Here is a 25,749-nt window from a genome sequence, read left to right as displayed (position 1 = left end):
ATTACTTAGCTCTTTCAATTATTTCTACCAATCTCCATCTCTTAGTCTTGCTCAAAGGACGAGTTTCCATGATGTGTACAGTATCGCCGATATTGCACTCATTCTTTTCATCATGAGCATGGTACTTCTTCGTCTTGCTAACGAACTTACCATATATGGGGTGTTTCTCCTTAAACTTAGCTGCTACTGTAATGGTCTTATCCATCTTGTTGCTCAGCACAACCCCAGTTCTTTCTTTTCTTAAATTTCTTGCTTCCATCAAGCTCATCATTTATTGTTAAGTTCTCTTTGGCGTAATTCAGTCTTCATACGCGCAATAGTCCTGCGTAATTGTTTGATCTGAGCAGGATTATCCAAAGGAGAAATAGAATGATTTAAAATCATTTGGTTGTAATTAGCTACTTCTGCTTCAACTCTTTCTACCAAGTCGTTGGTAGGCATCTCTTTAATTTCTGCTATTTTCATACTCCTTACGCATTTTGATTTTGAATATCATAATCACGTCTAACCACAAACTTGGTTGTGATAGGAAGCTTCTGTGCAGCTAAGCGCAAAGCCTCTTTAGCGATTTCATAAGATACTCCTTCGGCTTCGATAATAATTCTACCCGGTGTAACTGGGGCAACGAATCCCTCCGGTGCACCCTTACCTTTACCCATACGCACATCAGCTGGCTTTCTGGTAATAGGCTTGTCGGGGAAAATACGAATCCAAATCTGTCCTTGACGTTGCATATATCTTGTCACTGCAATACGCGCAGCTTCAATCTGACGGCCTGTAATCCATTTCGTTTCCAAGGCCTTAATACCAAAAGATCCGAAAGCCAACTGGTTTCCTCTTTGGGCATTACCCTTTTGACGGCCTTTTTGTTGTCTTCTGAATTTTGTTTTTTTCGGTTGTAACATAATTCCTAAAAATCAAATTCGTTAGCGATTATTTTTCTTTCTTTTGAAGTTCTTTCCGCCATTGTTTCCGCTATTGCTTCCACGACCACTTTCCTTGCTTTGCGTAAAGTTCGGAGCCAACTCCTTCTTACCATAAACTTCACCTCTACAAATCCAAACTTTAATACCGAGAAGACCAACCTTAGTCAATGCTTCTGCATGACAATAGTCGATATCTGCTCTGAAAGTGTGCAACGGAGTTCTTCCTTCCTTATACATTTCAGAACGAGCCATTTCTGCACCATTCAAACGTCCTGAAATCTGAATCTTGATACCTTCCGCACCCATACGCATTGTATTGGCAATGGCCATCTTAATGGCACGACGGTAGGCAATTTTGCCTTCAACCTGACGGGCAATGTTGTTAGCCACGATAACAGCGTCCAACTCAGGTCTTTTAACTTCGAAGATATTAATCTGAATATCCTTATCCGTAACCTTCTTCAACTCCTCCTTCAACTTGTCAACTTCTTGGCCACCTTTACCGATAATGATACCCGGACGTGCAGTACAAACGGTAATAGTCACGAGTTTCAGTGTACGTTCAATTACAATTCTTGACACACTAGCCTTTGCCAGACGAGCGTTCAAATATTTACGAATCTTGCTATCTTCCAGCAGAGAGTCGCCGTAATTCTTTCCACCATACCAATTGGAATCCCATCCTCTGATAATTCCTAAACGGTTGCTTATTGGATTAACTTTTTGTCCCATTTACCTTAATTTTGATCTTCGTTATTACTTTTAGAACCAACGAACAACGTTACGTGGTTTGAACGTTTACGAATTCTGTAACCTCTACCCTGCGGAGCCGGTCTCATTCTTTTGAGTGTGGCACCACCATCAACAAAAATCTTGGTTACGAACAGCTCGCCACTTTCAGCTTTACGTTCGTTTTTCTGCTCCCAGTTAGCAATTGCAGAGCGCAGCAACTTTTCCACTCTTGCGGCAGCCTCTTTTGAAGAGAACTTCAAAACGCCGAGTGCTCTGTTCACCTCCATCCCACGAATCATGTCAGCCACGAGACGCATTTTACGGGGGGAAGTAGGAACATTTTGCAATTTCGCAAAATACATGGTCTTAAGGGCTTCTTTTCTTTTTTCAGCCGATATTTTTTTTCTTGCTCCCATTATATTATTACTTTATTATTTCAGATAAATCCTGTTTTATTTTTTCTTGTTACCAGCGTGTCCTCTGAAAGTACGAGTTGGAGCAAATTCTCCCAACTTGTGTCCTACCATATTTTCGGTAACATAAACAGGAATAAATTTATTTCCGTTGTGAACTGCAACAGTATGGCCTACGAAATCAGGCGAAATCATTGAAGCTCTGGCCCAGGTCTTAACTACCACTTTCTTGCCCGATTCATTCATGGCAAGCACTTTCTTCTCAAGCTTAACGTTAATATACGGACCTTTTTTTAATGAACGACTCATAATTTACTCAATTAATCAGATTACTTCTTTCTTCTCTCAATAATATACTTAGACGATTGTTTCTTCGGAGCTCTTGTCTTAAGACCCTTAGCATACAATCCCTTACGAGATCTCGGGTGTCCTCCTGAAGCACGTCCTTCACCACCACCCATCGGGTGATCAACCGGGTTCATAACAACACCACGGTTACGCGGACGACGTCCTAACCAGCGAGAACGTCCAGCTTTACCCGAACTTTCCAATCCATGATCTGAGTTACCTACACTACCGATAGTAGCCTTACAAGTACTGAGGATCTGACGAACCTCCCCTGAAGGCAACTTGATAACGCAGTACTTACCTTCTCTGGAAGTCAACTGAGCGAAGTTACCGGCCGAGCGAACCAAGGCAGCGCCTTGTCCCGGACGTAATTCGATGTTGTGAATTACAGTACCGACCGGAATATTCTGAAGTGGAAGTGCGTTTCCGATTTCCGGAGCAGCAGCCTCACCTGACATCAAAGTCATACCAACTTGCAATCCGTTGGGAGCAATAATATATCTTTTTTCTCCATCTGCATAAAACAACAAAGCAATACGAGCCGAACGATTCGGATCATATTCAATTGTTTTAACCACTGCAGGCACACCGTCTTTATTTCTCTTGAAATCTACGATACGAATAATCTTCTTACTACCGCCACCGATGTAGCGCATAGTCATCTTACCTTCATTGTTACGACCACCTGAAGATTTCTTACCAAATACAAGAGACTTTTCTGGTACCCGTGCAGTAATCTCTTCGTAAGTACCAATAATTTTATGTCTTTGCCCCGGTGTTGTGGGCTTAAATTTACGTACTGCCATTTTTATTAAATATTGCTATAAAAATCAATAGTATCTCCTTCTTTCAACGTAACGATAGCTTTCTTGAACGCATTCGTACGTCCGTTGATGATACCGGCACGAGTATAGCGGCTCTTATTTTTGCCGGCATACTTCATCGTATTCACATCAACTACTGTAACGTTGTAAAGGGCTTCAACTTCCTTCTTAATTTCCAGTTTATTAGCTTCAGGACGCACGATAAAGCCGAAACGATTGTTCGTTTTATCAGTAATTGCAGTCATCTTCTCTGTCACTAACGGTTTAATAATAATTCCCATTATTTAAGCCTCCTTTTTACATTAAGATATTGTCGATAGCAGAAAGTGCACTTTCAGCAAACACAACAACCCCAGCGTCCAATACTCTATAAGTATTCAACCCTGAGATAGTCTGCACATTAGCACCCTTTACATTACGAGCCGACAAATATACGTTTTTATTTGCTTCTGGTAAAATCACAAGCAGCTTTTTGTCAGAAACTTTAAGATTTTTTGTCATTGCAACGAAATCTTTAGTCTTCGGAGCTTCAAAAGAGAAGTCTTCCACCACTACAACCGCGTTGTTCTGAGCCTTGTATGACAAAGCTGACTTACGAGCCAGAGCCTTTACTTTCTTGTTTAATTTGAAGTAGTAATCTCTCGGTTTCGGACCGAATACGCGTCCACCACCAACAAGTACCGGTGAGTTCATGTCACCACGACGTGCACCACCGCCACCTTTCTGGCGACCGATTTTACGAGTAGAACCACTGATTTCGCTTCTTTCCTTTGACTTGTGTGTACCCTGACGCTGGTTAGCCATAAACTGTTTAACATCCAAGTAGATAGCGTGGTCGTTGGGCTCAATTCCGAAGATAGACTCGTTTAACGTAATCTTTCTCCCAGTGTCTTCACCTTTAATGTTATATACGTTAACTTCCATTATTTCTCAATTATTACGATTGAACCTTTGCAACCAGGAACAGACCCCTTAATCAAAAGAAGATTATGCTCCGCGATTACCTTTAATACCTGCAGGTTTTGAACAGTTACTCTGTCGCCACCAAGCTGTCCACCCATGCGCATTCCCTTGAATACTTTTGCGGGGTAAGAACAAGCACCAATAGAACCCGGCTTACGAGCGCGGTTGTGCTGACCGTGAGTAGTCTGGCCTACACCACCGAAACCGTGGCGCTTTACCACGCCCTGAAACCCCTTACCCTTAGAGGTACCTACAACGTCAACAAAAGTTGTGTCATTGAACAGTTCTACAGTAACAGTGTCACCCAGATTCAACTCTGTTTCAAATTCTTTGAACTCAGCCAAGTGTTTCTTGGGAGTTACTCCAGCTTTTTTAAAGTGCCCCATCAAAGGCTTTGTAGTGTGCTTCTCCTTCTTATCTTGGAAGCCCAGCTGAACAGCTTCATAACCGTCCTTTTCTACAGTTTTCACTTGAGTAACAACACAAGGACCTGCTTCGATAACAGTGCATGGTACATTCTTACCCTCGGCACTGAAAACGGATGTCATTCCGATTTTTTTTCCTAATAATCCTGGCATTTCACTTAATTTTTAATACTTACACTTTAATTTCTACTTCCACACCACTCGGCAACTCCAACTTCATCAGAGCGTCTACTGTCTTAGCTGTTGAGCTATAGATGTCAATCAGTCTCTTGTAAGAAGAGAGTTCGAATTGTTCACGCGACTTCTTGTTAACGAAAGTCGAACGGTTCACGGTAAAGATACGCTTGTGCGTAGGAAGAGGAATCGGACCGCTAACGATAGCGCCCGTTGTCTTCACCGTTCTTACAATTTTCTCAGCTGACTTGTCAACCAAGTTGTGGTCGTAAGATTTCAGTTTGATTCTAATTTTTTGACTCATTACTGTTTTTAGTTATTAAATAGTTATATAAGATGAAGTTCCGCAGGCTAAGAGTCATTCGCTAGCCTACGGGACTTCAAGTTTTTTTTAGATTAAGTCAGCACGGCCTTTCACTTCCTCCAATACTGCCTTGGCAATAGAGTTGGAAACCTGGGCATGGTGAGAATATACCATTGAAGAGGTTGCACGACCAGAAGTGATGGTACGCAATGCTGTTACGTAACCAAACATTTCTGCCAGCGGAACCATTGCCTTCACGATACGTGCACCGGAACGGCTAGATTCCATACCTTCCACCTGGCCACGACGCTTGTTCAAGTCACCGATAACATCACCCATGTTTTCTTCCGGAGTAACAACTTCCAGCTTCATGATAGGCTCCATCAATACCGGACCCGCCTTAGCACAAGCGTTCTTATATGCCTGGATAGCACAGATTTCGAAAGACAACTGGTCAGAGTCAACCGGGTGGAAAGAACCGTCAATCAAAGTTACTTTCAGTGAATCCAGCGGATAACCAGCCAACACACCGTTCTTCATAGCAGTAGTGAAGCCCTTCTGTACAGACGGAATAAATTCCTTAGGGATGTTACCACCCTTCACTTCGTCAACGAATTGCAATCCACCTTCCTTGAAGTCTTCATCAACCGGGCCGATATTCACGATAATATCAGCGAATTTACCACGACCACCAGACTGCTTCTTGTAAACTTCACGCAAATTAACTGTCTTAGTGATAGCCTCCTTGTAGTTAACCTGAGGCTTACCTTGGTTACATTCAACCTTGAACTCACGTTTCAGACGGTCGATAATAATATCCAAGTGGAGCTCACCCATACCAGAGATAACTGTCTGACCAGTCTGTTCGTCAGTCTTAACTGTGAACGTCGGGTCTTCTTCAGCCAACTTAGCCAAACCATTTGACAGCTTATCCATATCTTTCTGAGTCTTAGGCTCAACAGCGATACCAATTACCGGTTCCGGGAAGTCCATAGATTCCAATACAATCGGTGCAGTTTCGTCACACAATGTATCACCAGTATGTATATCCTTGAAACCTACGCCAGCACCAATATCACCAGCACCGATAACTTCTACCGGATTCTGCTTGTTTGAGTGCATCTGGAACAAACGGGATACGCGTTCTTTCTTACCAGAACGAGAGTTATAGATATAAGAACCAGCCTCTATCTTACCGGAATAAACGCGGAAGAAAGTCAAACGACCTACATACGGGTCAGTTGCAATCTTAAATGCCAAAGCAGAAGTCTTTTCGTCTTCGCTCGGTTTACGATCTTCTTCAGCACCAGTTTCGGGATTTGTACCGACAACATTCTCTGTATCCAGCGGAGAAGGCAAGAATGCACAAACGTAATCAAGCAATGTCTGTACACCTTTGTTCTTGAATGAAGAACCGCAAAGCATCGGAACGACAGCCATTTGCACTGTTGCGTTACGGAGAGCTCTCAAAACCTCTTCTTCTGTAATGGTAGAAGGATCATCGAAATATTTCTCCATCAAAGCATCATCAAACTCAGCCACTTTTTCGAGCATCTTATCTCTCCATTCGTTAGCTTCGTCTACCAGATTTGCAGGGATTTCCTCTACTGTATAGTCAGCGCCCATTGTTTCATCATGCCAATAGATAGCTTTCATTTTGATAAGGTCTACCAGGCCTTTGAAAGATTCCTCAGCACCGATAGGAACGACGATAGGACACGGATTAGCTCCCAAAACATCCTTCATTTGGCGAACTACTTCAAAGAAGTCAGCGCCCGAACGGTCCATCTTATTAACGTAAGCGATACGCGGTACGTTATATTTGTCAGCTTGGCGCCAAACTGTCTCAGATTGCGGTTCAACACCACCTACTGCACAGTAAGCAGCAACGGCGCCATCAAGAATACGCAAAGAACGCTCTACCTCAGCGGTAAAGTCAACGTGTCCCGGAGTGTCAATCAAGTTAATTTTATAAGTATCACCGGCATATTTCCAACGAGTGGTAGTAGCAGCAGAAGTGATAGTGATACCACGTTCCTGTTCTTGCTCCATCCAGTCCATTGTAGCGGCACCATCGTGCACCTCACCGATTTTGTGGGTTAAACCCGTGTAAAACAAAATACGTTCAGAGGTCGTTGTCTTTCCGGCATCGATGTGGGCCATGATACCGATATTACGTGTCAAATGTAAATCATGCTTTGCCATTTTCTAATTCCCTTACTTTAAGTTTTTAATCTTCTAATTGGTTAGTCTCTTATAGTATTAGAATCTGAAATGAGCAAACGCACGGTTAGCTTCTGCCATTCTGTGCATGTCTTCTTTACGTTTGTAAGCACCACCCTGTTCGTTGAAAGCATCCATGATTTCAGCGGCTAACTTGTCAGCCATTGACTTGCCACCACGCTTACGTGCAAAGATAATCAAGTTCTTCATTGAAATTGACTCCTTACGGTCAGCACGGATTTCTGTAGGAACCTGGAAAGTAGCACCACCCACACGGCGAGACTTCACTTCCACCTGAGGAGTCACATTATCCAGAGCTTTTTTCCAAATTTCAAGAGCGGATTTCTCTTCGTTCTGCATTTTATTCTTCACTGTTTCCAACGCAGCATAGAAGATTTCATAAGAAGTGTTCTTCTTTCCATCGTACATCAAATGATTCACGAACTTGGAAACTTTTACATCATTGAACACGGGATCCGGAAGGATAACGCGTTTTTTCGGTTTTGCTTTTCTCATTTGTCTGAAAGAATAATGTTTTTCGTTCTTGGTTGTTTACTTCTGTCTTCTTCAACTCTCCCTCCGGAGAATTTACTCAACCTTTAGCATTTCCAACAAACTAAAACGTAAGTTATTACTTTTAATTTTTCTGTTTTTGGGTATCAGGCCACCAGATTATTTCTTCTTAGCAGGAGCTGCTTGACCCGGTTTCGGACGTTTTGCGCCGTATTTGGAACGTCTTTGTGTACGACCTGCAACACCTGCAGTATCCAAAGTACCACGTACGATATGATAACGCACACCCGGAAGGTCTTTTACACGACCACCACGTACCAATACAATAGAGTGTTCTTGCAAATTGTGACCTTCTCCCGGAATATAAGAGTTCACCTCTTTACCATTGGTCAAACGTACACGAGCTACTTTACGCATAGCTGAATTCGGTTTTTTCGGAGTGGTTGTATACACTCTCACGCAAACGCCACGTCTTTGAGGACAAGAGTCCAAGGCTGGAGACTTTGATTTCTCCACCAGCACTTCGCGTCCTTTTCTTACTAATTGCTGAATTGTAGGCATTTTAATTGTTTTTAGTTATATATTATTGTTTATATTAATTCAGAACTATACACTTTTGGGCTGCAAAGATACTAATAAGTTTTGAATAATCAATGCACTACAAGTTTTTTTTTTTAATTTTACGCTTCACCCTTGATGTTGGGAAGAGGCGGAAATGTTTGTTCGTCCGGCATGTGAATCGGTCCGAAAGAGCGTTCGTATTTCCCAATATTCTCTTCGAGTGCACGCAGCAAACGCTTGGCATGTTCGGGTGCCAAAACTATGCGCGATTGCACACCAGCCTTTGGCATTCCAGGCATCACGCGAATAAAGTCGAGAATAAATTCCGAACTGGAATGAGTTATAATAGCCAAATTGGCATATGTACCTTGCGCCACTTCTTCCTTCAATTCTATCTGAAGTTGACCGTTGTTGTTTTCTTGATTTTCCATGTTGCACAATTATTTTTAAAATGTTCTTAAAAGATAGACCAAAAGTACTCTTTTTTTTCGGACGATATACATTTAAGTCCCCAAAAGACACATAATAATCCGTCCAGAAAAAGAAGCAAGCCACTACAATCGTTTTGCAGTAGCACTATAACAAACATGCAGAAGCGTTGCAATACAGAAGGAAGAGGCAAAGATAAAACAGAGAGGGAATACTCCTTCTTATAGGATATTCCCTCTCTCTATTTAATAGAATTATATTGACGTTGTAAGGTTATCCCTCTACTTTCTCGTCTACAGCATAATCAAGTACCGTCTTCTTGTTAGCAAGCATACGGTCGTACTCTTCTTTGGAGCCAACAATAATCTTCTCGAACTCGCGCTGTCCGGTACCGGCAGGAATCAGGTGACCGCAGATTACGTTCTCCTTCATACCTTCCAGACGGTCCACCTTTCCGTTGATGGCAGCCTCGTTCAGCACCTTCGTCGTTTCTTGGAAGGAAGCAGCCGACATGAAGCTTGAAGTCTGCAATGCAGCACGGGTGATACCTTGAAGAATCTGAGTAGAAGTCGCAGGTACAGCGTCGCGCACTTCCACGGGTTTCAAGTCGCGGCGTTTCAACATGGAGTTCTCGTCACGCAGCTTGCGGGCCGTCACGATCTGACCAGCCTGCAAACTCTGGGAATCTCCAGCATCCACTACCACCTTCTTTCCCCAGATACGGTCGTTCTCTTCCATGAATTCCATCTTGTCAACAACTTGCTGCTCCAGGAAGCGGGTATCACCCGGCTCGTCAATTTCCACCTTGCGCATCATCTGACGTACGATGATTTCAAAGTGCTTATCGTTAATCTTCACACCCTGCAGACGGTAAACGTCCTGAACCTCGTTCACGATATATTCCTGCACGGCTGTAGGACCTTTGATGGCCAGGATGTCCGCAGGTGTGATAGCACCGTCTGATAACGGAGTACCGGCACGTACATAGTCGTTCTCCTGAACCAAAATCTGCTTGGACAACGGTACGAGGTACTTCTTCACTTCGCCGGTCTTGGAAGTAACGATGATTTCGCGGTTACCGCGTTTCACTTTACCCATGGTAACCTCACCGTCGATTTCTGAAACCACAGCAGGATTAGACGGGTTACGTGCCTCAAACAGCTCAGTGACACGGGGAAGACCACCCGTGATATCACCCGCTTTACCTACGGCACGCGGAATCTTCACGATAACTTCACCGGCCTTTACCTTTTGACCGTCCTCAACCACCACGTGGCCACCTACCGGCAAGTTGTATGTACGGATCAGTTCGCCGTCTTCTGTCATGATGTGTGCGGTAGGCACCTTCGTCTTATCCTTAGATTCAATGATGATGATTTCGCGCAAACCGGTAGATTCATCAGACTCTACCTTATAAGTCACGTTTTCAATAACGCCTTCAAATTCAATCTTACCGGTAGCTTCGGTAATGATAACTGCGTTGAACGGATCCCAACGGGCAATCATCTTGCCCTTCTCTACCATTTCACCGTCAGCAGCATAGAGCGTAGAACCGTAAGGTACGTTGTGGGTAGAAAGAACAATACCCGTGTTGACATCCACGAAACGCACTTCAGCCAGACGGCCTACCACTACCTTTGCAGGTTCGCCTGCTTCGTCAATAACGTCTACCGTACGGAGTTCTTCGAATTCCAAACGGGCAGGGTTCTTAGCCACGATACTTGCGTTGGCAGCGATATTGGCTGCCGTACCACCGGCATGGAATGTACGCAGTGTCAACTGTGTACCCGGCTCACCGATAGACTGTGCAGCAATTACGCCGACTGCCTCACCTTTCTGAACCATGCGGCTGGAAGCCAGATTACGTCCGTAACACTTGGCACAAACACCCTTCTTGGATTCGCAGGTCAATACGGAACGGATTTCAACACTCTCAATCGGGGAATCTTCAATCTTCTGCGCAATGTCTTCGGTAATTTCCTCACCGCCAGCCACAATCAGTTCGCCAGTTGTAGGATGAACAATATCATGTACGGATACACGACCGAGGATGCGTTCATACAGAGTGGCGATGGTTTCGTCATTGTTTTTCAATGCTGTACAAACCAATCCGCGGAGCGTGCCGCAGTCTTCTTCATTAATAATCACATCGTGCGATACGTCAACCAGACGACGGGTCAGGTATCCGGCGTCAGCCGTCTTCAAAGCGGTATCGGCAAGACCCTTACGGGCACCGTGAGTAGAGATAAAGTATTCCAACACGGACAGACCTTCCTTAAAGTTAGAAAGAATCGGATTTTCAATAATCTGACCGCCTTCGGCACCTGCTTTCTGGGGCTTTGCCATCAAACCACGCATACCGGAGAGCTGACGGATCTGTTCCTTAGAACCACGGGCACCGGAATCCAGCATCATGTATACAGAGTTGAAACCCTGGTCGTCGCTTGAAATGGTTTTCATCAAGATGTTGGACAACTCTGAGTTCACGTGTGTCCAGATATCGATTACCTGATTGTAACGCTCGTTGTTGGTGATGAAACCCATGTTATAGTTATTGATTACCTGCTCTACTTCATCATAACCTTTCTGTACTAATGCTTCCTTCTCTTCCGGGATGATGATATCCCCCAAGTTGAACGACAGACCACCCTTGAAGGCCATGTAGTAACCGAGGTTCTTGATCCCGTCGAGGAAGTCGGCTGCCTTGGCAACACCACACACCTTGATTACGTGACTGATGATATCGCGGAGTGACTTCTTGGAGATAATCGTATTGATATATCCTGCTTCTGCCGGAACAATTTCGTTGACAATGACACGGCCCACGGAGGTATCGTGCATCATCTTGTCCACAATGTTGCCATTCTCATCAACGTCTTTCACTATGACGCTTACCGGAGCGTGAATGTCGCACTTACCTTCATTATAGGCAATCAGTGCTTCTTCTGGACCGTAGAATGTCAACCCCTCACCTTTGGCACCTTTGCGCAACTTAGTGATGTAGTACAAACCGAGTACCATATCTTGGGCGGGCACAGTGATAGGAGCACCGTTAGCAGGGTTCAATATATTGTGTGACTGGAGCATCAGCATTTGTGCTTCCAGAATCGCTTCGTTGCTCAGCGGCAAGTGAACGGCCATCTGGTCACCGTCGAAGTCGGCATTAAACGCCGTACATGCCAACGGGTGCAGCTGGATTGCCTTACCTTCGATCATCTTGGGCTGGAATGCCTGAATACCGAGACGGTGAAGTGTCGGAGCACGGTTCAACAGCACCGGATGACCCTTCATCACGTGTTCCAGAATATCCCAGATAACAGGTTCCTTGCGATCTACAATCTTCTTGGCACTCTTTACCGTCTTCACGATACCGCGCTCAATGAGCTTACGGATGATGAACGGCTTATAAAGCTCAGCTGCCATCAGTTTTGGAATACCGCATTCACCCATTTTCAACTCTGGACCTACAACGATTACAGAACGTGCGGAATAGTCGACACGCTTACCCAACAAATTCTGACGGAAACGTCCTTGCTTGCCCTTCAAACTGTCAGAAAGTGACTTCAACGGACGGTTAGCGTCAGTCTTCACAGCACTCGATTTACGAGAGTTGTCGAACAGAGAGTCGACAGCTTCCTGCAACATACGTTTTTCATTACGTAAAATCACCTCAGGAGCCTTGATTTCAATCAATCTCTTCAGACGATTGTTACGGATGATGACACGACGGTAAAGATCGTTCAAGTCAGAAGTTGCGAAACGCCCTCCATCCAACGGAACCAACGGACGAAGTTCGGGTGGAATAACCGGCACAATGCGTACAATCATCCACTCAGGCTTGTTGCGTCCACGTGATGCACGGAACGACTCAACTACCTGAAGACGTTTCAGGGCTTCGGTCTTGCGTTGTTGTGAAGCATCGCTTCCGGCACGATTACGCAGTTCGTAAGACAAAGAGTCAAGATCGAGGTGTGACAGCAAATCGTAGATAGCTTCCGCGCCCATCTTGGCAATGAACTTATTGGGGTCTGAATCTTCGAGGAATTGGTTGTCTTTCGGCAACTTTTCCAGTAAGTCCAGGTATTCTCCTTCTTCCAGCAAGTCGTACTGTGCCACTTCGTCGGACAGTACACCTGGCTGAATGACAACATAACGCTCGTAATAGATAATGGCATCCAGTTTCTTGGTGGGCAGGCCCAACAAGTAACCGATTTTGTTGGGAAGTGAACGGAAATACCAAATGTGAGCCACGGGCACAACGAGCTGGATATGTCCCATACGCTCACGGCGCACTTTCTTTTCAGTCACTTCCACACCACAACGGTCGCAGACGATGCCTTTGTAACGGATACGCTTGTACTTACCGCAATGGCACTCGTAATCCTTGATAGGACCAAAGATGCGCTCGCAGAACAATCCGTCGCGTTCGGGCTTATACGTACGATAGTTGATGGTTTCAGGCTTTAAAACTTCACCACTCGAATTCTCAAGGATTTCCTCAGGAGAAGCCAAACCGATAGAGATTTTCGAGAAATTACTCTTTATCTTGTTATCTTTTCTAAAAGCCATAAATTTATTTAATTGATAATTGACAATGGAAAATTGAAATTGAAAAACTGAAAACCGATAATTGAGAATGGTAACTTGCATTATCCATTCTCAATTATCAATTATCCATTATTCTAAGTTGATGCTCAAGCCCAAACCTCTCAACTCGTGCAGCAATACGTTCAGTGACTCGGGGATACCCGGAGCAGGCATCGGCTCACCCTTCACGATTGCTTCATAAGCCTTGGAACGTCCTACAACGTCATCAGACTTGATAGTCAGGATTTCCTGCAGAATGTGTGCGGCACCGAATGCTTCGAGAGCCCAAACTTCCATTTCTCCAAAACGCTGACCACCGAACTGTGCCTTACCACCCAACGGCTGTTGCGTAATGAGTGAGTACGGACCGATGGAACGTGCGTGCATCTTGTCTTCAACCATGTGACCGAGCTTCAGCATGTAGGTCACACCTACCGTAGCCTGCTGCTCGAATGCTTCACCGGTACCACCATCATACAGCGTTGTCTTGCCGTAACGGGGCAAGCCGGCCTTATCGGTCCATTCGTTCAAATCGTCCAAAGATGCACCGTCAAAGATAGGAGTGGCAAACTTCACGCCCAAGTTCTTTCCGGCACGACCGAGAACGGCCTCGAATATCTGACCGATGTTCATACGTGAAGGCACACCCAACGGATTCAGCACGATGTCTACCGGAGTACCGTCAGCAAGGAACGGCATGTCTTCCTGGCGTACCACGCGGGAAACAATGCCCTTGTTACCATGACGACCAGCCATCTTGTCACCGACACCAATCTTACGTTTCTTGGCAATGTATACCTTGGCCATCTGAATGATACCTGCGGGCAACTCGTCACCGATAGTAATGGCAAACTTCTTGCGCTTCAACTCGGCATCGAGTTCCTTATACTTCTTGATGAAGTTCATCACCAACGCACGAATCAGTCCGTTGGTATGTTCATCCTTCGTCCAGTTGCTCAACTGAACAGCAGTGAAGTCCAAATCACTGAAGTCGGAAGCAGAGAATCTGGCGCCTTTGGAAATTATGTCGGCACCCATGTAATCCTTCACACCTTCCGATGTATAGTTTTCTGTAAGCTTCAACAGTTTGTTTATCAATACTTTCTTGAGATCACCTATCTTGGCATCGAATTCGTCGTCAATCTTCGGCAGCAGAGCCTTGTCGGCCAGCTTGGAGCTGCGAGTCTTAATAACACGAGAGAACAGACGCTTACCGATAACAACACCTTTCAAAGAAGGAGAAGCTTTCAAAGAAGCGTCCTTCACATCACCGGCCTTATCACCGAAGATGGCACGGAGCAGTTTCTCTTCCGGAGAAGGATCTGATTCACCCTTCGGAGTAATCTTACCGATAAGGATATCCCCCGGCTCGATGCGGGCACCCACACGAACAATACCGTTTTCGTCAAGGTCTTTAGTCGCTTCCTCACTTACATTGGGAATGTCAGAAGTCAACTCTTCCATACCACGCTTCGTTTCACGAACTTCCAAAGAATATTCTTCCACGTGTACAGAAGTCAAAAGGTCCTCACGAACCACGCGTTCGTTCAGTACAATAGCATCCTCATAGTTATAGCCCTTCCACGGCATGTAAGCAACCAGCAGGTTCTTACCCAATGCAAGCTCTCCGTCTTCGGTTGAATAACCTTCTGTCAAAATTTGACCTGCAGTAACGCGCTGGCCCTTCTCGCAAATCGGACGGAGGTCAATCGTCATGTTCTGGTTGGTACGGCGCCATTTCGGGATATTATATTCTTTCAATGCAGGCTCGAAGCTTACGAATTCCTCCTCTTCCGTACGGTCGTACAGAATACGGATAGTCGTTGCATCCACGAATTCAACCACACCGTCACCCTCGGCAGTAATCTGCGTACGGGAATCGCGTGCCAGCTGACGTTCGATACCAGTACCTACAATCGGAGCTTCGCTCTTCAACAAAGGAACAGCTTGACGCATCATGTTTGATCCCATCAATGCACGGTTGGCGTCATCATGCTCCAGGAACGGAATCAAAGAAGCTGCAATAGAAGCAATCTGCTGGGGAGATACGTCCATCAATTCCACCTCGGAAGGAGGAACCACCGGATAGTCGGCATCCTGACGGGATTTTACTTTATCACGTACAAAAGTACCGTCATCGTTCAAAGGAGCATTACCCTGCGCAATAATCTTGGCTTCCTCTTCTTCTGCGGTGAGGTAAACCAAACCTTCGTCAGAAAGGTCAACCTTACCATCTGCCACCTTACGGTACGGAGTTTCAATGAAGCCGAGCTCGTTGATTTTCGCAAATACGCAGAGTGAAGAAATCAAACCGATGTTCGGACCTTCAGGAGTCTCGATAGGACAAAGACGCCCGTAGTGAGTATAGTGTACGTCACGAACCTCGAAGCCTGCACGTTCGCGTGACAAACCGCCAGGACCCAGGGCAGACATACGGCGCTTGTGAGTAATCTCGGCCAGCGGGTTGGTCTGGTCCATGAACTGTGACAAAGCATTCGTTCCAAAGAATGAATTGATAACGGAAGAGATTGTCTTGGCGTTAATCAGGTCAATAGGAGTAAAGACTTCATTGTCACGGACGTTCATACGTTCGCGGATAGTACGCGACATACGTGCCAGACCGATGGCAAACTGATTGGACAACTGTTCGCCCACTGTACGCACACGACGGTTGCTCAAGTGGTCGATATCATCCACATCCGCTTTCGAGTTAATCAACTCGATGAGATATTTGATAATTTCGATAATATCTTCCTTGGTAAGGACACGCACGTCCATATCGGTCGTCAAGTTCAACTTTCTGTTGATACGATAACGGCCTACATCACCCAGGTCATATCTCTTTTCTGAGAAGAACAAGTTATTGATAACTTCGCGTGCACTGGCATCATCGGCTGGGTCTGCATTACGCAGCTGGCGGTAGATGTAGAGTACAGCTTCTTTTTCCGAGTTACTCGGATCCTTCTGCAGAGTATTATATATAATAGAATAGTCAGACTGGTTCGGTTCTTCCTTGTGTACGAGGATATTCTGAACACCCGACTCTAATATAATATCAACATGTTCCGGCTCGATTACAGTTTCACGATCGATAACGACTTCGTTACGCTCGATGGAAACAACTTCACCGGTATCTTCGTCTACAAAATCCTCAATCCATGTTTTCAACACACGTGCGGCCAACTTACGTCCCACCATCTTCTTGAGATTCGTCTTGTTTACCTTCACGTCTTCCGCCAAATTAAAGATCTCGAGAATGTCCTTGTCATTCTCAAAACCGATGGCTCTCAGCAAAGTAGTAACCGGCAATTTCTTCTTACGGTCAATGTAAGCATACATGACGTTGTTGATGTCGGTGGCAAACTCAATCCACGAACCCTTGAACGGGATGATACGGGCTGAGTACAACTTGGTACCGTTGGCATGTACGCTCTGTCCGAAAAATACGCCCGGTGAACGGTGAAGTTGGGATACAACCACACGTTCCGCACCGTTGATGACGAATGTCGCCTTATCCGTCATGTAAGGAATGGGACCTAGGAACACGTCCTGAATGACCGTGTCAAAATCTTCGTGGTCGGGGTCGGTACAATATAATTTCAATTTTGCCTTCAAAGGCACGCTATATGTAAGCCCTCGCTCTATACATTCATCAATGGTATAGCGCGGCGGATCAATATAGTAGTCCAAAAACTCAAGAACAAAATTATTTCTTGTATCGGCAATGGGGAAGTTTTCAGCAAATACTTTATACAGTCCCTCGTTCTTACGCTTCTCGGGTGGGGTGTCCAGTTGTAGAAAGTCTTTGAATGACTTCAATTGTACTTCCAGAAAATCCGGATATTCAAGCGGATTCTTAGTCGAAGCAAAATTAACTCTTTGATTTACAGTATTTGAAGACATCTGTTAATGGATTTGTAGAACTTAATTTTAAATATATACACAAAAAGGTTAAGAACCCTTTTCACGAAGGGTTCCTAACCGAATTACCTGATTTACAGGCTAATGTTATTTAAGTTCAACTTCAGCTCCAGCTTCTTCCAATGTTTTCTTCAATGATTCTGCTTCGTCTTTAGCCAAACCTTCTTTTACTACGCTAGGAGCACCGTCTACCATGTCCTTAGCTTCCTTCAAGCCAAGACCGCAAGCTTCCTTAACGGCTTTAACTACCTGAAGTTTAGCTGAGCCAGCGCTCTTCAATACTACGTCGAAAGAAGTCTTTTCTTCTGCGGCAGCAGCACCACCAGCTGCAGGACCAGCAGCAACAGCTACAGCTGCAGCAGCAGGTTCAATACCATATTCTTCTTTCAGGATTGTTGCAAGTTCATTAACTTCTTTTACTGTCAAGTTAACTAATTGTTCTGCAAAAGCTTTCAAATCTGCCATTTTTGTATGATTTTTAATTGTTTAAATACTAAATAAATTGATATAATTCTTTTTCCGAAATTTACGCTTCGGGACGTTCACCAAGAGTCTTGAGAACTCCGTGGAGGGTGTTACCACCTGATTGCAGAGCAGAAATAACATTCTTGGCCGGTGACTGCAGCAATGCAACGATATCGGCAATAACTTCATTCTTACTCTTGATACTTACGAGAGCATCCAACTGGTCAGCACCAACATAGAAGCTTTCTTCTGCATATGCAGCCTTCAGTCCGGGAATACCATTCTTAGCCTTATCTTTGATCAACTTGGCCGGTGCGTTAGCAACGTCGCTGAACATTACGGCAGTTGTACCTTTCAGAGAACCATAAAGCGGAGAAAAGTCTTCTTCCAGGCTTTCCAATGCCTTGTGAAGCAATGTATTCTTAACTACCATCAATTTGATGTCAGCTTTGAAACATTCTCTTCTCAACATGCTGGTTGTAGCAGCATTCATGGCAGTGGTATCCACCAAATAGAAGTGACCGTATTCCTTCACTGTAGCAGCAATCTGCTCAATAATCGTACTTTTATCTTCCTTTCTCATTATTACTCCGTTTTATTAGATTTCTTCTACTGTTTTCGGGTCAATCTTGATGCCCGCACTCATCGTGCTAGAAAGATAAATACTCTTAATATATGTACCCTTGGCTGCAGTCGGTTTCAATTTATTCAAAGTAGAGATGAATTCTTTCGCATTGTCGCGAATTTGCTCAGCGCTAAATGAAACTTTACCGATAGAAGTATGAACAATACCGCTCTTGTCAACCTTGAAGTCGATTTTACCTTGTTTTACTTCTCTTACAGCTTTAGCAACATCCATAGTTACAGTGCCACTCTTGGGGTTAGGCATCAATCCACGAGGACCGAGCACACGACCGAGTGCACCAATCTTACCCATGATGGACGGCATAGTGATAATCACATCAATATCAGTCCATCCACCTTTGATCTTTTCAATATATTCGTCAAGACCAACATAGTCAGCTCCGGCTTCTTTTGCAGCAGCTTCAGCATCTGGTGTACAAAGCACCAAAACGCGTACAACCTTACCAGTACCGTGAGGAAGTGATACAACACCTCTCACCATCTGGTTGGCCTTACGCGGGTCAACGCCCAAACGTACGTCGATATCCAGAGAAGCGTCAAACTTGGTATAAGTGATTTCTTTTACCAACTGAGCAGCTTCCTTGAGAGAGTATGCTTTCCCTGCTTCAATTTTTTCTGCAGCCAACTTTTGATTTTTTGTCAGTTTACCCATTCTAATTGAAGTTTATTAATTATTAACCGGGAACTCCCCTTTTACAGCGATACCCATACTTCTAGCTGTACCGGCAACCATTTTCATGGCAGCTTCTACAGTGAAACAGTTCAAGTCAACCATTTTGTCCTGAGCAATCGTACGAACTTGTTCCCAAGTAATCTCGGCAACCTTCTTACGGTTAGGCTCAGCAGAACCACTCTTTTGCTTCGTCACTTCCAACAACTGGATAGCCACGGGAGGAGTCTTGATTACAAAATCGAAAGACTTGTCTGCGTAGTAAGTGATAATCACAGGAAGAATCTTTCCTGCTTTGTCTTGGGTTCTGGCGTTGAATTGCTTGCAAAACTCCATGATATTGATACCCTTGGACCCCAAAGCAGGTCCTACTGGGGGAGATGGATTTGCCGCGCCTCCTTTAATCTGTAATTTGATTAGTCCAGCAACTTCTTTAGCCATTTTCTAATTGATTTATATATAAACATTAATGAAGAATACTACAGCGTAACACCTGCACTATTCTTTTTCAACTTGCATAAAGCCCAATTCGAGCGGAGTCTTCCGTCCGAATATCTTGACCATGACCTTCAGTTTCTTCTTCTCGGTGTTCACTTCTTCAATGATTCCACTGAATCCACTGAACGGACCGTAATTCACCTTTACAGTCTCGCCGACTACATACGGGATACTCAAGTCTTCACCTGATTCCTGCAATTCGTCAACCGTACCAAGTATACGATTCACTTCCGACTGTCTCAGAGGTACGGGTTTTTCCGAACCACCCAAGAACCCTATCACATTAGGAGTATTTCTCAGATGATGAGCAACCTCACCCACCAGAGCAGCCTCCACCAAAACGTAACCAGGGAGATAACTTCTCTCTTTCACAATTTTCTTACCATTGCGAACCTGATATACCTTTTCGGTAGGAATCAATACCTGAGATACGTAATCACCAAGGTCGCTGTTTTTAATATCAGCTTCAAGGTATTCCTTTACCTTAGCTTCTTTTCCGCTAATAGCACGCAAAACGTACCATTTCTTTTCAATCTCAGACATTTCTTCTTACTTTTAATGTGGATAAACAAATTCCATCAGATGCTGGAAACAGAAGTCCATCGCAAATACTACCACTGCAATTAGTAGGGAAGCATATAAAACAACTACTGCACTGTTAGTAAGTTCAGAATACGTAGGCCACGACACTTTATGAACAAGTTCGTCGTAAGTTTCTTTAAAATAAGCTACAATCTTCTTCATTTCAAAAATATTAGCACGGGAGGAGAGGCTCGAACTCCCGACACCCGGTTTTGGAGACCGGTGCTCTACCAACTGAGCTACTCCCGTTTGTACATAATCAGTTCCCGATGTATACCGGGAACTGATTAAGATTATATTGGTTATTAGTCAAGAATTTCAGTAATCTGACCAGAGCCTACCGTACGACCACCTTCACGGATAGCGAAACGCAAACCTACGTTCAATGCTACCGGGTAGATCAGTTCTACAGTGATTTCTACGTTATCACCAGGCATTACCATTTCAGTTCCTTCCGGAAGAGTGATTTCACCTGTACAGTCCATAGTACGCAGATAGAACTGAGGACGGTATTTATTGTGGAACGGAGTGTGACGACCACCTTCTTCTTTCTTCAAAACGTAGATAGAAGCTTTGAACTTAGAGTGAGGTTTAATCTGACCGGGCTTACAAAGAACCATACCACGTTTGATTTCGTTCTTGTCGATACCGCGGAGCAACAGACCTACGTTGTCACCAGCTTCACCCTGATCCAGCAACTTGCGGAACATTTCAACACCAGTTACAACAGACTTCTTATCTTCACCCAAACCAAGGATTTCAACTTCGTCACCTACATGGATAACACCAGCTTCGATACGACCAGTAGCTACAGTACCACGACCAGTGATTGAGAATACGTCTTCAACCGGCATCAAGAACGGTTTATCAACATCACGCGGAGGCAGAGGAATCCAAGTATCACAAGCTTCCATCAGCTCCATAACCTTCTCTTCCCACTTTTCAACGCCATTCAACGCACCAAGAGCAGAGCCCTGGATAAACGGAGTGTTGTCGCCATCGAATTCGTAAGCTGAAAGCAGTTCACGCATTTCCATTTCAACGAGCTCCAACATTTCAGCGTCGTCTACCATATCACACTTGTTCATGAATACAACCAGTCTCGGTACGTTTACCTGACGAGCCAACAAGATGTGCTCACGAGTCTGAGGCATCGGACCATCAGTAGCAGCAACTACGATGATAGCACCGTCCATCTGAGCAGCACCAGTTACCATGTTCTTTACGTAGTCAGCGTGACCCGGGCAGTCTACGTGAGCGTAGTGACGGTTAGCTGTTTCATACTCTACGTGAGAAGTATTGATAGTGATACCTCTTTCTTTTTCTTCAGGAGCGTTATCGATAGAATCGAAAGAACGCAGTTCAGAAAGACCTTTCTTTGCCAACACTGTAGTGATAGCAGCTGTCAACGTGGTTTTACCGTGGTCAACGTGACCAATTGTACCAATGTTTACGTGCGGTTTGGTACGTTCGAATTTCTCTTTAGCCATAGCTTTACTTGTTATTTATTTGATTAATAATCAGCTTTTACATTTTTGTGAGCTGTTACCGGGACTTGAACCCGGGACCTCTTCCTTACCAAGGAAGTGCTCTACCGCTGAGCTATAACAGCAAGGAGAATAAGAGTTGTGGGCAAAGATGGATTCGAACCACCGAAGGCGTAAGCCAGCAGATTTACAGTCTGCCCCATTTGGCCACTCTGGTATTTGCCCCTACATTATAAAAAGAACTCTTTTCCTTACTAAATCATCGCAGAGTAAACTTTACCCGAACGATTTCCGTTTTCATATCACCTCCACCTCGTGAAGAAAGACTTATTCCACTCATCCTTGAGCGAGCCTCTTGTCGGATTCGAACCAACGACCCCGAGATTACAAATCACGTGCTCTGGCCAACTGAGCTAAAGAGGCAAGCTAAAAAATGCAACCGTAACGTTCATAGCGTGAGCGAAACGGCTGCAAATTTAGACATTTATTTTTTACCCGCAAAATTTTAGCGGAAAATTATTTGCTCCGTTGCTTTTCCTTGTACTTAACCAGCTGTTTTTCCAAAGCTTCCAGACATAAATCTACCGCTTCTTCAAACGTATCACAAACCTTGTTTGCATAAAACTCGCCATTGGGAACCAACACTTTCACTCCGGCTTCTTTATTTTCGGCTGTTTCTGGTTTTACTACCTTTAATGACACCTCTACTTTCTTTATATCGTCGTAAAATTTCTCCAACTTAGCAACTTTCTTTTGAACGAAAGACTGCAATTGCTCTGACGCATCAAAGTGAATCGATTGAATTCTTACTTCCATACTTACCTCCTTTTTACTTTAGGCTCGGGGATGAGCCTGATTATACACTTTTTTAAGCTCTTCAAAAGTAGTATGCGTATAAATTTCCGTTGTCGCCAGACTCTCGTGCCCGAGGAGTTCTTTTATCGAACCTAAATCAGCACCATTGTTCAGCATAGCCGTTGCAAAGGTGTGCCTCAGCACGTGGGGACTTCTTTTTTTTACAGTCACTACCTTCGAAAGGTTTCGTTTCACAAGGCATGCTACGATACCGCGGTAAAGCCTCTTTCCATTCTTCCGGATAAAAAAAGCATCCGAGCGAACCGGAACAGCCTCATTCCGCACATTGACATATTCCCTCATCGAGCGCCCCAGCTCCTCATCAAAAGGTATAAGACGTTGCTTATTCCGCTTTCCTGTCACTTTAACGAGAGAAGCCGAAAAATCAATATCTTTGTCATCCAACCCTATCAATTCTGAAAGTCGCATGCCGGTAGCATAGAACATTTCAACAATCATATGGTCGCGACACCCTTCAAAACCTTCACCAAAATCCATATCATCCAGCAACCTATCCATCTCACCTTCTCTCAGAAATACTGGAAGCGGTTTTTTCTTTTTGGGCCCCGTAACTTTTCGTAACGGATCTACCACAACCTCACCTCTCCTCAAAAGGAATTTATAATATGTCCGGATAGAGCTCAGCTTTCGGTTTATCGTATTAGAAGCAAGTCCTTTGTCCATCAAGGAAGCAATCCATTCACGAACAAGTTCTGCATCTACATCCGATGGAGTCAAGTCCCCCCACATTTCTTCTCCAAACCTCTGCAGTTCAAGAATATCTGTCCGATAGTACTCAATCGTACCTTTGGAATAGTTCCGCTCGTACAGAAGATAGTCAAGAAAAGAATCTGTCAACAACATATCGCTACATATCTAAAATCATGCAACGAATGTATGAAAAAGAATTCAATAATTCAAAGGAATTTACGAATTATTAATCTTCTACTTGCTGAAGTTGTTGAACGTAAACAGCACGTTCTTTCTTAAGTCTTTTAGTCACAGACGGTTTATCGAACTGTTGTCTGCGTCTCAATTCCTTAACTGTGCCAGTTTTTTCAAACTTTCTTTTGAATTTCTTCAGCGCTTTTTCAATGTTTTCGCCTTCTTTTACAGGTACTACAATCATTTTCTTTTAATTAAATGTTAATGGTTTAAAAATCTCACGATCAAATTGAGCGGCAAAATTACACATACTTTCTTTATTCACAAAACTTTCTGCAAAAAAATTACCCATAATTCCTAATTATCAAACGAATGAGCAGAGGGAAAGATGTTTTTATTGAGCCAATCCGCTAAAATCCGTGAAGCATGGCAATTTTTTAAAAGAGAATGTGTAACTTTGAAAGCAGAGAATGGAGAGATTATAAACTCATTTACACGCCTACTTAATTACATTTATAAAAATATGGCTCAGACAATCAATCAACGTATAGATGCTTTACGGGCATTGTTAAAAAGAGAAGGCATAGACGCTTTCATTATCCCCAGTACCGACCCGCACCTAAGCGAGTACGTAGCACCGTACTGGAAATCAAGAGAATGGATATCAGGTTTTACCGGTTCGGCAGGCACGGTGGTGATTACCACCGACAAGGCGGGGCTGTGGACAGATTCCCGCTATTTTCTCCAAGCCGAGCAGCAGCTGGAAGGCAGCGGCATCGACTTATACAAGGAAATGTTGCCCGAAACGCCCAGCATCCTCGATTTCCTGCGGGAGAACCTTACAGCGAATTCAGTTGTAGGTATAGACGGAAAGGTATTTTCCACCACACAAGCCATAGCCCTGCAAGAGGATTTGGCAAAAAACGACATCACCATAAAGAGCATTGCCGACCCGATGAATGAGATATGGACAGACCGCCCTCCCATGCCCGAAGCACCCGCCTTTATCCACGAGATGAAATACGCCGGGAAAAGCTGCCCGGACAAACTGGCTGATATCCGCCGGGAAATGAAGAAAAGCGAAGCAGACGTATTATTGGTGTCGGCATTGGACGAGATAGCATGGGCACTCAACATACGCGGCAACGATGTGCATTGCAACCCCGTAGTAGTGAGCTATCTGATAATCAACGAACAAGAAACACACTTTTTCATCCAGCCCGAGAAAGTAACGGAAGAGCTTTCAGCCTATCTGGAAGAAGCCGGCGTCACCATCCACGCTTATGAGGACACCGAATCCTTTGTGACAAAAATACCGGACGGCAGCATCATGCTCGACATGGGAAGGACGAATTATGCCGTTTATTCTGCCCTCCCCCCTTCCTGCCGGGTACTTGACGAGCGCTCACCGATAGCCTTGCTGAAAGCAGTCCGCAATGACCGGGAAATAGCCGGCATCCACGCAGCCATGCAACGCGACGGAGTGGCACTGGTGAAATTCCTGAAATGGCTGGAGGAGGCCGTTCCCGCAGGCAACGAGACAGAAATCAGCGTAGACAAGAAACTACACGAATTCCGTGCCGCACAGCCACTCTACATGGGGGAAAGCTTCGACACCATTGCCGGGTACAAGGAGCATGGAGCCATTGTACACTACGAAGCCACTCCGGAAACGGACGTGCCACTGAAACCCGAGGGATTCCTGCTCCTGGACTCGGGTGCGCAATACCTGGACGGCACTACCGACATCACCCGCACCATCGCACTGGGGGAACTGACCGAAGAAGAGAAGACGGACTACACCCTGATACTGAAAGGACATATCAACCTTGCCATGGCTGTCTTCCCGGAAGGTACGCGAGGAGCGCAACTGGATGTACTGGCCCGCATGCCGATATGGCAGCACCACATGAACTTCCTGCATGGTACCGGACACGGCGTAGGTCATTTCCTCAATGTGCACGAAGGTCCGCAAAGCATCCGTATGAACGAGAATCCGGTAACCCTCCGGCCGGGAATGGTCACTTCCAACGAACCGGGCGTCTATAAAGCCGGAAGTCATGGAATACGCACAGAAAACCTGATGCTGACCGTGAAGGACCGTGAAGGCATGTTCGGAAATTACCTGAAATTCGAAACCATTACCCTCTGCCCCATCTGCAAGAAAGGTATCATCAAAGAGATGCTGACGGCAGAGGAAACGGCATGGCTGGACAACTATCACCAGCATGCATACGAGAAACTTTCGCCAAGCCTGAACGAAGAAGAACGGGAATGGCTGAAGGAAGCATGCAGTAACCTAACTACTAATCACTAAAA

At 44.7% G+C, this 25,749-nt stretch carries 28 protein-coding genes and 4 tRNA genes; 1 reads left to right on the top strand and 31 read right to left on the bottom strand.

Annotation, left to right across the window (positions count from 1 at the left end; genetic code table 11):
• Position 1 precedes the first annotated feature (1 nt).
• From rpsQ to rpsU, 31 genes are all read right to left on the bottom strand, one after another.
• Complete coding sequence (gene rpsQ / locus EYA81_RS10640; protein WP_005825701.1) at positions 2 to 271, bottom strand: 30S ribosomal protein S17; 270 nt, start codon at positions 269 to 271, stop codon at positions 2 to 4.
• Entirely contained in the window at positions 268 to 465 is a 198-nt protein-coding gene (gene rpmC, locus EYA81_RS10635; RefSeq protein ID WP_117601007.1) for a 50S ribosomal protein L29, read from the bottom strand. The genes rpsQ and rpmC overlap by 4 nt, the downstream gene beginning before the upstream one ends.
• 5 nt (positions 466 to 470) lie before the next feature.
• The gene (rplP, locus tag EYA81_RS10630; protein WP_004291234.1) at positions 471 to 905 is read right to left on the bottom strand and encodes a 50S ribosomal protein L16; all 435 of its coding nucleotides are present in this window, start codon (positions 903 to 905) and stop codon (positions 471 to 473) included.
• Positions 906 to 926: 21 nt separating this feature from the next.
• Positions 927 to 1,658: a 30S ribosomal protein S3 gene (gene rpsC, locus EYA81_RS10625; RefSeq protein ID WP_004291235.1), complete on the bottom strand. Its 732-nt coding sequence runs from the start codon at positions 1,656 to 1,658 to the stop codon at positions 927 to 929.
• A 5-nt stretch (positions 1,659 to 1,663) separates the two neighbouring features.
• Positions 1,664 to 2,074 (bottom strand): 50S ribosomal protein L22, encoded by a 411-nt coding sequence (gene rplV, locus EYA81_RS10620; RefSeq protein WP_004291236.1) that lies wholly within the window; start codon positions 2,072 to 2,074, stop codon positions 1,664 to 1,666.
• A gap of 36 nt (positions 2,075 to 2,110) precedes the next feature.
• Positions 2,111 to 2,380 (bottom strand): 30S ribosomal protein S19, encoded by a 270-nt coding sequence (gene rpsS / locus EYA81_RS10615; protein ID WP_002558070.1) that lies wholly within the window; start codon positions 2,378 to 2,380, stop codon positions 2,111 to 2,113.
• Positions 2,381 to 2,400: 20 nt separating this feature from the next.
• Entirely contained in the window at positions 2,401 to 3,225 is an 825-nt protein-coding gene (rplB, locus tag EYA81_RS10610; protein ID WP_117601006.1) for a 50S ribosomal protein L2, read from the bottom strand.
• Between the two features lie 5 nt (positions 3,226 to 3,230).
• Positions 3,231 to 3,524, bottom strand: a complete 294-nt coding sequence (gene rplW / locus EYA81_RS10605) for a 50S ribosomal protein L23 (protein ID WP_005825706.1) — start codon at positions 3,522 to 3,524, stop codon at positions 3,231 to 3,233.
• A 16-nt stretch (positions 3,525 to 3,540) separates the two neighbouring features.
• Positions 3,541 to 4,167, bottom strand: coding sequence for a 50S ribosomal protein L4 (gene rplD / locus EYA81_RS10600; protein WP_005825707.1), 627 nt, complete (start codon positions 4,165 to 4,167; stop codon positions 3,541 to 3,543).
• Positions 4,167 to 4,784: a 50S ribosomal protein L3 gene (rplC, locus tag EYA81_RS10595; RefSeq protein WP_117601005.1), complete on the bottom strand. Its 618-nt coding sequence runs from the start codon at positions 4,782 to 4,784 to the stop codon at positions 4,167 to 4,169. The genes rplD and rplC overlap by 1 nt, the downstream gene beginning before the upstream one ends.
• A 19-nt stretch (positions 4,785 to 4,803) precedes the next feature.
• Entirely contained in the window at positions 4,804 to 5,109 is a 306-nt protein-coding gene (gene rpsJ, locus EYA81_RS10590; protein WP_004291244.1) for a 30S ribosomal protein S10, read from the bottom strand.
• An 87-nt stretch (positions 5,110 to 5,196) separates the two neighbouring features.
• Positions 5,197 to 7,314 carry an elongation factor G gene (fusA, locus tag EYA81_RS10585; protein ID WP_117601004.1) on the bottom strand — a complete coding sequence of 706 codons (2,118 nt, stop codon included), beginning with the start codon at positions 7,312 to 7,314 and terminating at the stop codon, positions 5,197 to 5,199.
• Between the two features lie 57 nt (positions 7,315 to 7,371).
• Positions 7,372 to 7,848, bottom strand: a complete 477-nt coding sequence (gene rpsG / locus EYA81_RS10580; RefSeq protein ID WP_005825710.1) for a 30S ribosomal protein S7 — start codon at positions 7,846 to 7,848, stop codon at positions 7,372 to 7,374.
• Positions 7,849 to 8,004: 156 nt separating this feature from the next.
• The gene (rpsL, locus tag EYA81_RS10575) at positions 8,005 to 8,406 is read right to left on the bottom strand and encodes a 30S ribosomal protein S12 (RefSeq protein WP_005825712.1); all 402 of its coding nucleotides are present in this window, start codon (positions 8,404 to 8,406) and stop codon (positions 8,005 to 8,007) included.
• A gap of 119 nt (positions 8,407 to 8,525) precedes the next feature.
• A complete protein-coding gene (locus EYA81_RS10570; protein WP_117601003.1) occupies positions 8,526 to 8,837 on the bottom strand; it encodes a DUF3467 domain-containing protein in 312 nt (103 codons plus the stop codon).
• 271 nt (positions 8,838 to 9,108) lie between these two features.
• The gene (rpoC, locus tag EYA81_RS10565) at positions 9,109 to 13,404 is read right to left on the bottom strand and encodes a DNA-directed RNA polymerase subunit beta' (RefSeq protein ID WP_117601002.1); all 4,296 of its coding nucleotides are present in this window, start codon (positions 13,402 to 13,404) and stop codon (positions 9,109 to 9,111) included.
• Positions 13,405 to 13,512: 108 nt separating this feature from the next.
• Positions 13,513 to 17,325, bottom strand: coding sequence for a DNA-directed RNA polymerase subunit beta (gene rpoB, locus EYA81_RS10560; protein WP_117601001.1), 3,813 nt, complete (start codon positions 17,323 to 17,325; stop codon positions 13,513 to 13,515).
• A 105-nt stretch (positions 17,326 to 17,430) separates the two neighbouring features.
• Complete coding sequence (gene rplL, locus EYA81_RS10555) at positions 17,431 to 17,808, bottom strand: 50S ribosomal protein L7/L12 (RefSeq protein ID WP_004291279.1); 378 nt, start codon at positions 17,806 to 17,808, stop codon at positions 17,431 to 17,433.
• Between the two features lie 61 nt (positions 17,809 to 17,869).
• Positions 17,870 to 18,391: a 50S ribosomal protein L10 gene (gene rplJ / locus EYA81_RS10550; RefSeq protein WP_131225719.1), complete on the bottom strand. Its 522-nt coding sequence runs from the start codon at positions 18,389 to 18,391 to the stop codon at positions 17,870 to 17,872.
• A gap of 15 nt (positions 18,392 to 18,406) precedes the next feature.
• Positions 18,407 to 19,105, bottom strand: a complete 699-nt coding sequence (gene rplA / locus EYA81_RS10545) for a 50S ribosomal protein L1 (RefSeq protein ID WP_005825721.1) — start codon at positions 19,103 to 19,105, stop codon at positions 18,407 to 18,409.
• Between the two features lie 15 nt (positions 19,106 to 19,120).
• Entirely contained in the window at positions 19,121 to 19,564 is a 444-nt protein-coding gene (gene rplK / locus EYA81_RS10540) for a 50S ribosomal protein L11 (RefSeq protein WP_005825722.1), read from the bottom strand.
• Positions 19,565 to 19,621: 57 nt separating this feature from the next.
• Entirely contained in the window at positions 19,622 to 20,164 is a 543-nt protein-coding gene (gene nusG, locus EYA81_RS10535) for a transcription termination/antitermination protein NusG (RefSeq protein WP_005825724.1), read from the bottom strand.
• A gap of 12 nt (positions 20,165 to 20,176) precedes the next feature.
• Positions 20,177 to 20,365 (bottom strand): preprotein translocase subunit SecE, encoded by a 189-nt coding sequence (gene secE, locus EYA81_RS19940; RefSeq protein WP_005825726.1) that lies wholly within the window; start codon positions 20,363 to 20,365, stop codon positions 20,177 to 20,179.
• Positions 20,366 to 20,379: 14 nt separating this feature from the next.
• A tRNA-Trp gene (locus EYA81_RS10525) sits at positions 20,380 to 20,452 on the bottom strand.
• A 56-nt stretch (positions 20,453 to 20,508) separates the two neighbouring features.
• Positions 20,509 to 21,693, bottom strand: coding sequence for an elongation factor Tu (tuf, locus tag EYA81_RS10520; RefSeq protein ID WP_117601000.1), 1,185 nt, complete (start codon positions 21,691 to 21,693; stop codon positions 20,509 to 20,511).
• Between the two features lie 50 nt (positions 21,694 to 21,743).
• Positions 21,744 to 21,815 (bottom strand) — tRNA-Thr (locus EYA81_RS10515).
• Between the two features lie 17 nt (positions 21,816 to 21,832).
• Positions 21,833 to 21,915 (bottom strand) — tRNA-Tyr (locus EYA81_RS10510).
• 124 nt (positions 21,916 to 22,039) lie between these two features.
• A tRNA-Thr gene (locus tag EYA81_RS10505) sits at positions 22,040 to 22,113 on the bottom strand.
• A gap of 93 nt (positions 22,114 to 22,206) precedes the next feature.
• Complete coding sequence (gene hpf / locus EYA81_RS10500; RefSeq protein WP_005825731.1) at positions 22,207 to 22,506, bottom strand: ribosome hibernation-promoting factor, HPF/YfiA family; 300 nt, start codon at positions 22,504 to 22,506, stop codon at positions 22,207 to 22,209.
• Positions 22,507 to 22,524: 18 nt separating this feature from the next.
• The gene (gene xerC / locus EYA81_RS10495; RefSeq protein ID WP_131225718.1) at positions 22,525 to 23,409 is read right to left on the bottom strand and encodes a tyrosine recombinase XerC; all 885 of its coding nucleotides are present in this window, start codon (positions 23,407 to 23,409) and stop codon (positions 22,525 to 22,527) included.
• A 73-nt stretch (positions 23,410 to 23,482) separates the two neighbouring features.
• Positions 23,483 to 23,674 (bottom strand): 30S ribosomal protein S21, encoded by a 192-nt coding sequence (gene rpsU / locus EYA81_RS10490; protein WP_005825735.1) that lies wholly within the window; start codon positions 23,672 to 23,674, stop codon positions 23,483 to 23,485.
• A 279-nt stretch (positions 23,675 to 23,953) separates the two neighbouring features.
• Between rpsU and EYA81_RS10485 the strand changes: the two genes are divergently transcribed.
• Positions 23,954 to 25,747: an aminopeptidase P family protein gene (locus EYA81_RS10485; protein ID WP_131225717.1), complete on the top strand. Its 1,794-nt coding sequence runs from the start codon at positions 23,954 to 23,956 to the stop codon at positions 25,745 to 25,747.
• Positions 25,748 to 25,749 lie beyond the last annotated feature (2 nt).

The sequence above is a fragment of the Bacteroides sp. A1C1 genome (genome assembly GCF_004328515.1).
Lineage (GTDB): Bacteria > Bacteroidota > Bacteroidia > Bacteroidales > Bacteroidaceae > Bacteroides > Bacteroides uniformis.
This window is presented reverse-complemented; position numbering and strand designations above follow the sequence as displayed.

What these genes read in the sequence shown, in the direction of transcription:
- rpsQ (WP_005825701.1), bottom strand. Translation starts at nt 271, where the DNA reads ATGATGAGCTTGATGGAAGCAAGAAATTTAAGAAAAGAAAGAACTGGG.
- rpmC (WP_117601007.1), bottom strand. Translation starts at nt 465, where the DNA reads ATGAAAATAGCAGAAATTAAAGAGATGCCTACCAACGACTTGGTAGAA.
- rplP (WP_004291234.1), bottom strand. Translation starts at nt 905, where the DNA reads ATGTTACAACCGAAAAAAACAAAATTCAGAAGACAACAAAAAGGCCGT.
- rpsC (WP_004291235.1), bottom strand. Translation starts at nt 1,658, where the DNA reads ATGGGACAAAAAGTTAATCCAATAAGCAACCGTTTAGGAATTATCAGA.
- rplV (WP_004291236.1), bottom strand. Translation starts at nt 2,074, where the DNA reads ATGGGAGCAAGAAAAAAAATATCGGCTGAAAAAAGAAAAGAAGCCCTT.
- rpsS (WP_002558070.1), bottom strand. Translation starts at nt 2,380, where the DNA reads ATGAGTCGTTCATTAAAAAAAGGTCCGTATATTAACGTTAAGCTTGAG.
- rplB (WP_117601006.1), bottom strand. Translation starts at nt 3,225, where the DNA reads ATGGCAGTACGTAAATTTAAGCCCACAACACCGGGGCAAAGACATAAA.
- rplW (WP_005825706.1), bottom strand. Translation starts at nt 3,524, where the DNA reads ATGGGAATTATTATTAAACCGTTAGTGACAGAGAAGATGACTGCAATT.
- rplD (WP_005825707.1), bottom strand. Translation starts at nt 4,167, where the DNA reads ATGGAAGTTAACGTATATAACATTAAAGGTGAAGACACTGGGAGAAAG.
- rplC (WP_117601005.1), bottom strand. Translation starts at nt 4,784, where the DNA reads ATGCCAGGATTATTAGGAAAAAAAATCGGAATGACATCCGTTTTCAGT.
- rpsJ (WP_004291244.1), bottom strand. Translation starts at nt 5,109, where the DNA reads ATGAGTCAAAAAATTAGAATCAAACTGAAATCTTACGACCACAACTTG.
- fusA (WP_117601004.1), bottom strand. Translation starts at nt 7,314, where the DNA reads ATGGCAAAGCATGATTTACATTTGACACGTAATATCGGTATCATGGCC.
- rpsG (WP_005825710.1), bottom strand. Translation starts at nt 7,848, where the DNA reads ATGAGAAAAGCAAAACCGAAAAAACGCGTTATCCTTCCGGATCCCGTG.
- rpsL (WP_005825712.1), bottom strand. Translation starts at nt 8,406, where the DNA reads ATGCCTACAATTCAGCAATTAGTAAGAAAAGGACGCGAAGTGCTGGTG.
- EYA81_RS10570 (WP_117601003.1), bottom strand. Translation starts at nt 8,837, where the DNA reads ATGGAAAATCAAGAAAACAACAACGGTCAACTTCAGATAGAATTGAAG.
- rpoC (WP_117601002.1), bottom strand. Translation starts at nt 13,404, where the DNA reads ATGGCTTTTAGAAAAGATAACAAGATAAAGAGTAATTTCTCGAAAATC.
- rpoB (WP_117601001.1), bottom strand. Translation starts at nt 17,325, where the DNA reads ATGTCTTCAAATACTGTAAATCAAAGAGTTAATTTTGCTTCGACTAAG.
- rplL (WP_004291279.1), bottom strand. Translation starts at nt 17,808, where the DNA reads ATGGCAGATTTGAAAGCTTTTGCAGAACAATTAGTTAACTTGACAGTA.
- rplJ (WP_131225719.1), bottom strand. Translation starts at nt 18,391, where the DNA reads ATGAGAAAGGAAGATAAAAGTACGATTATTGAGCAGATTGCTGCTACA.
- rplA (WP_005825721.1), bottom strand. Translation starts at nt 19,105, where the DNA reads ATGGGTAAACTGACAAAAAATCAAAAGTTGGCTGCAGAAAAAATTGAA.
- rplK (WP_005825722.1), bottom strand. Translation starts at nt 19,564, where the DNA reads ATGGCTAAAGAAGTTGCTGGACTAATCAAATTACAGATTAAAGGAGGC.
- nusG (WP_005825724.1), bottom strand. Translation starts at nt 20,164, where the DNA reads ATGTCTGAGATTGAAAAGAAATGGTACGTTTTGCGTGCTATTAGCGGA.
- secE (WP_005825726.1), bottom strand. Translation starts at nt 20,365, where the DNA reads ATGAAGAAGATTGTAGCTTATTTTAAAGAAACTTACGACGAACTTGTT.
- tuf (WP_117601000.1), bottom strand. Translation starts at nt 21,693, where the DNA reads ATGGCTAAAGAGAAATTCGAACGTACCAAACCGCACGTAAACATTGGT.
- hpf (WP_005825731.1), bottom strand. Translation starts at nt 22,506, where the DNA reads ATGGAAGTAAGAATTCAATCGATTCACTTTGATGCGTCAGAGCAATTG.
- xerC (WP_131225718.1), bottom strand. Translation starts at nt 23,409, where the DNA reads ATGTTGTTGACAGATTCTTTTCTTGACTATCTTCTGTACGAGCGGAAC.
- rpsU (WP_005825735.1), bottom strand. Translation starts at nt 23,674, where the DNA reads ATGATTGTAGTACCTGTAAAAGAAGGCGAAAACATTGAAAAAGCGCTG.
- EYA81_RS10485 (WP_131225717.1), top strand. Translation starts at nt 23,954, where the DNA reads ATGGCTCAGACAATCAATCAACGTATAGATGCTTTACGGGCATTGTTA.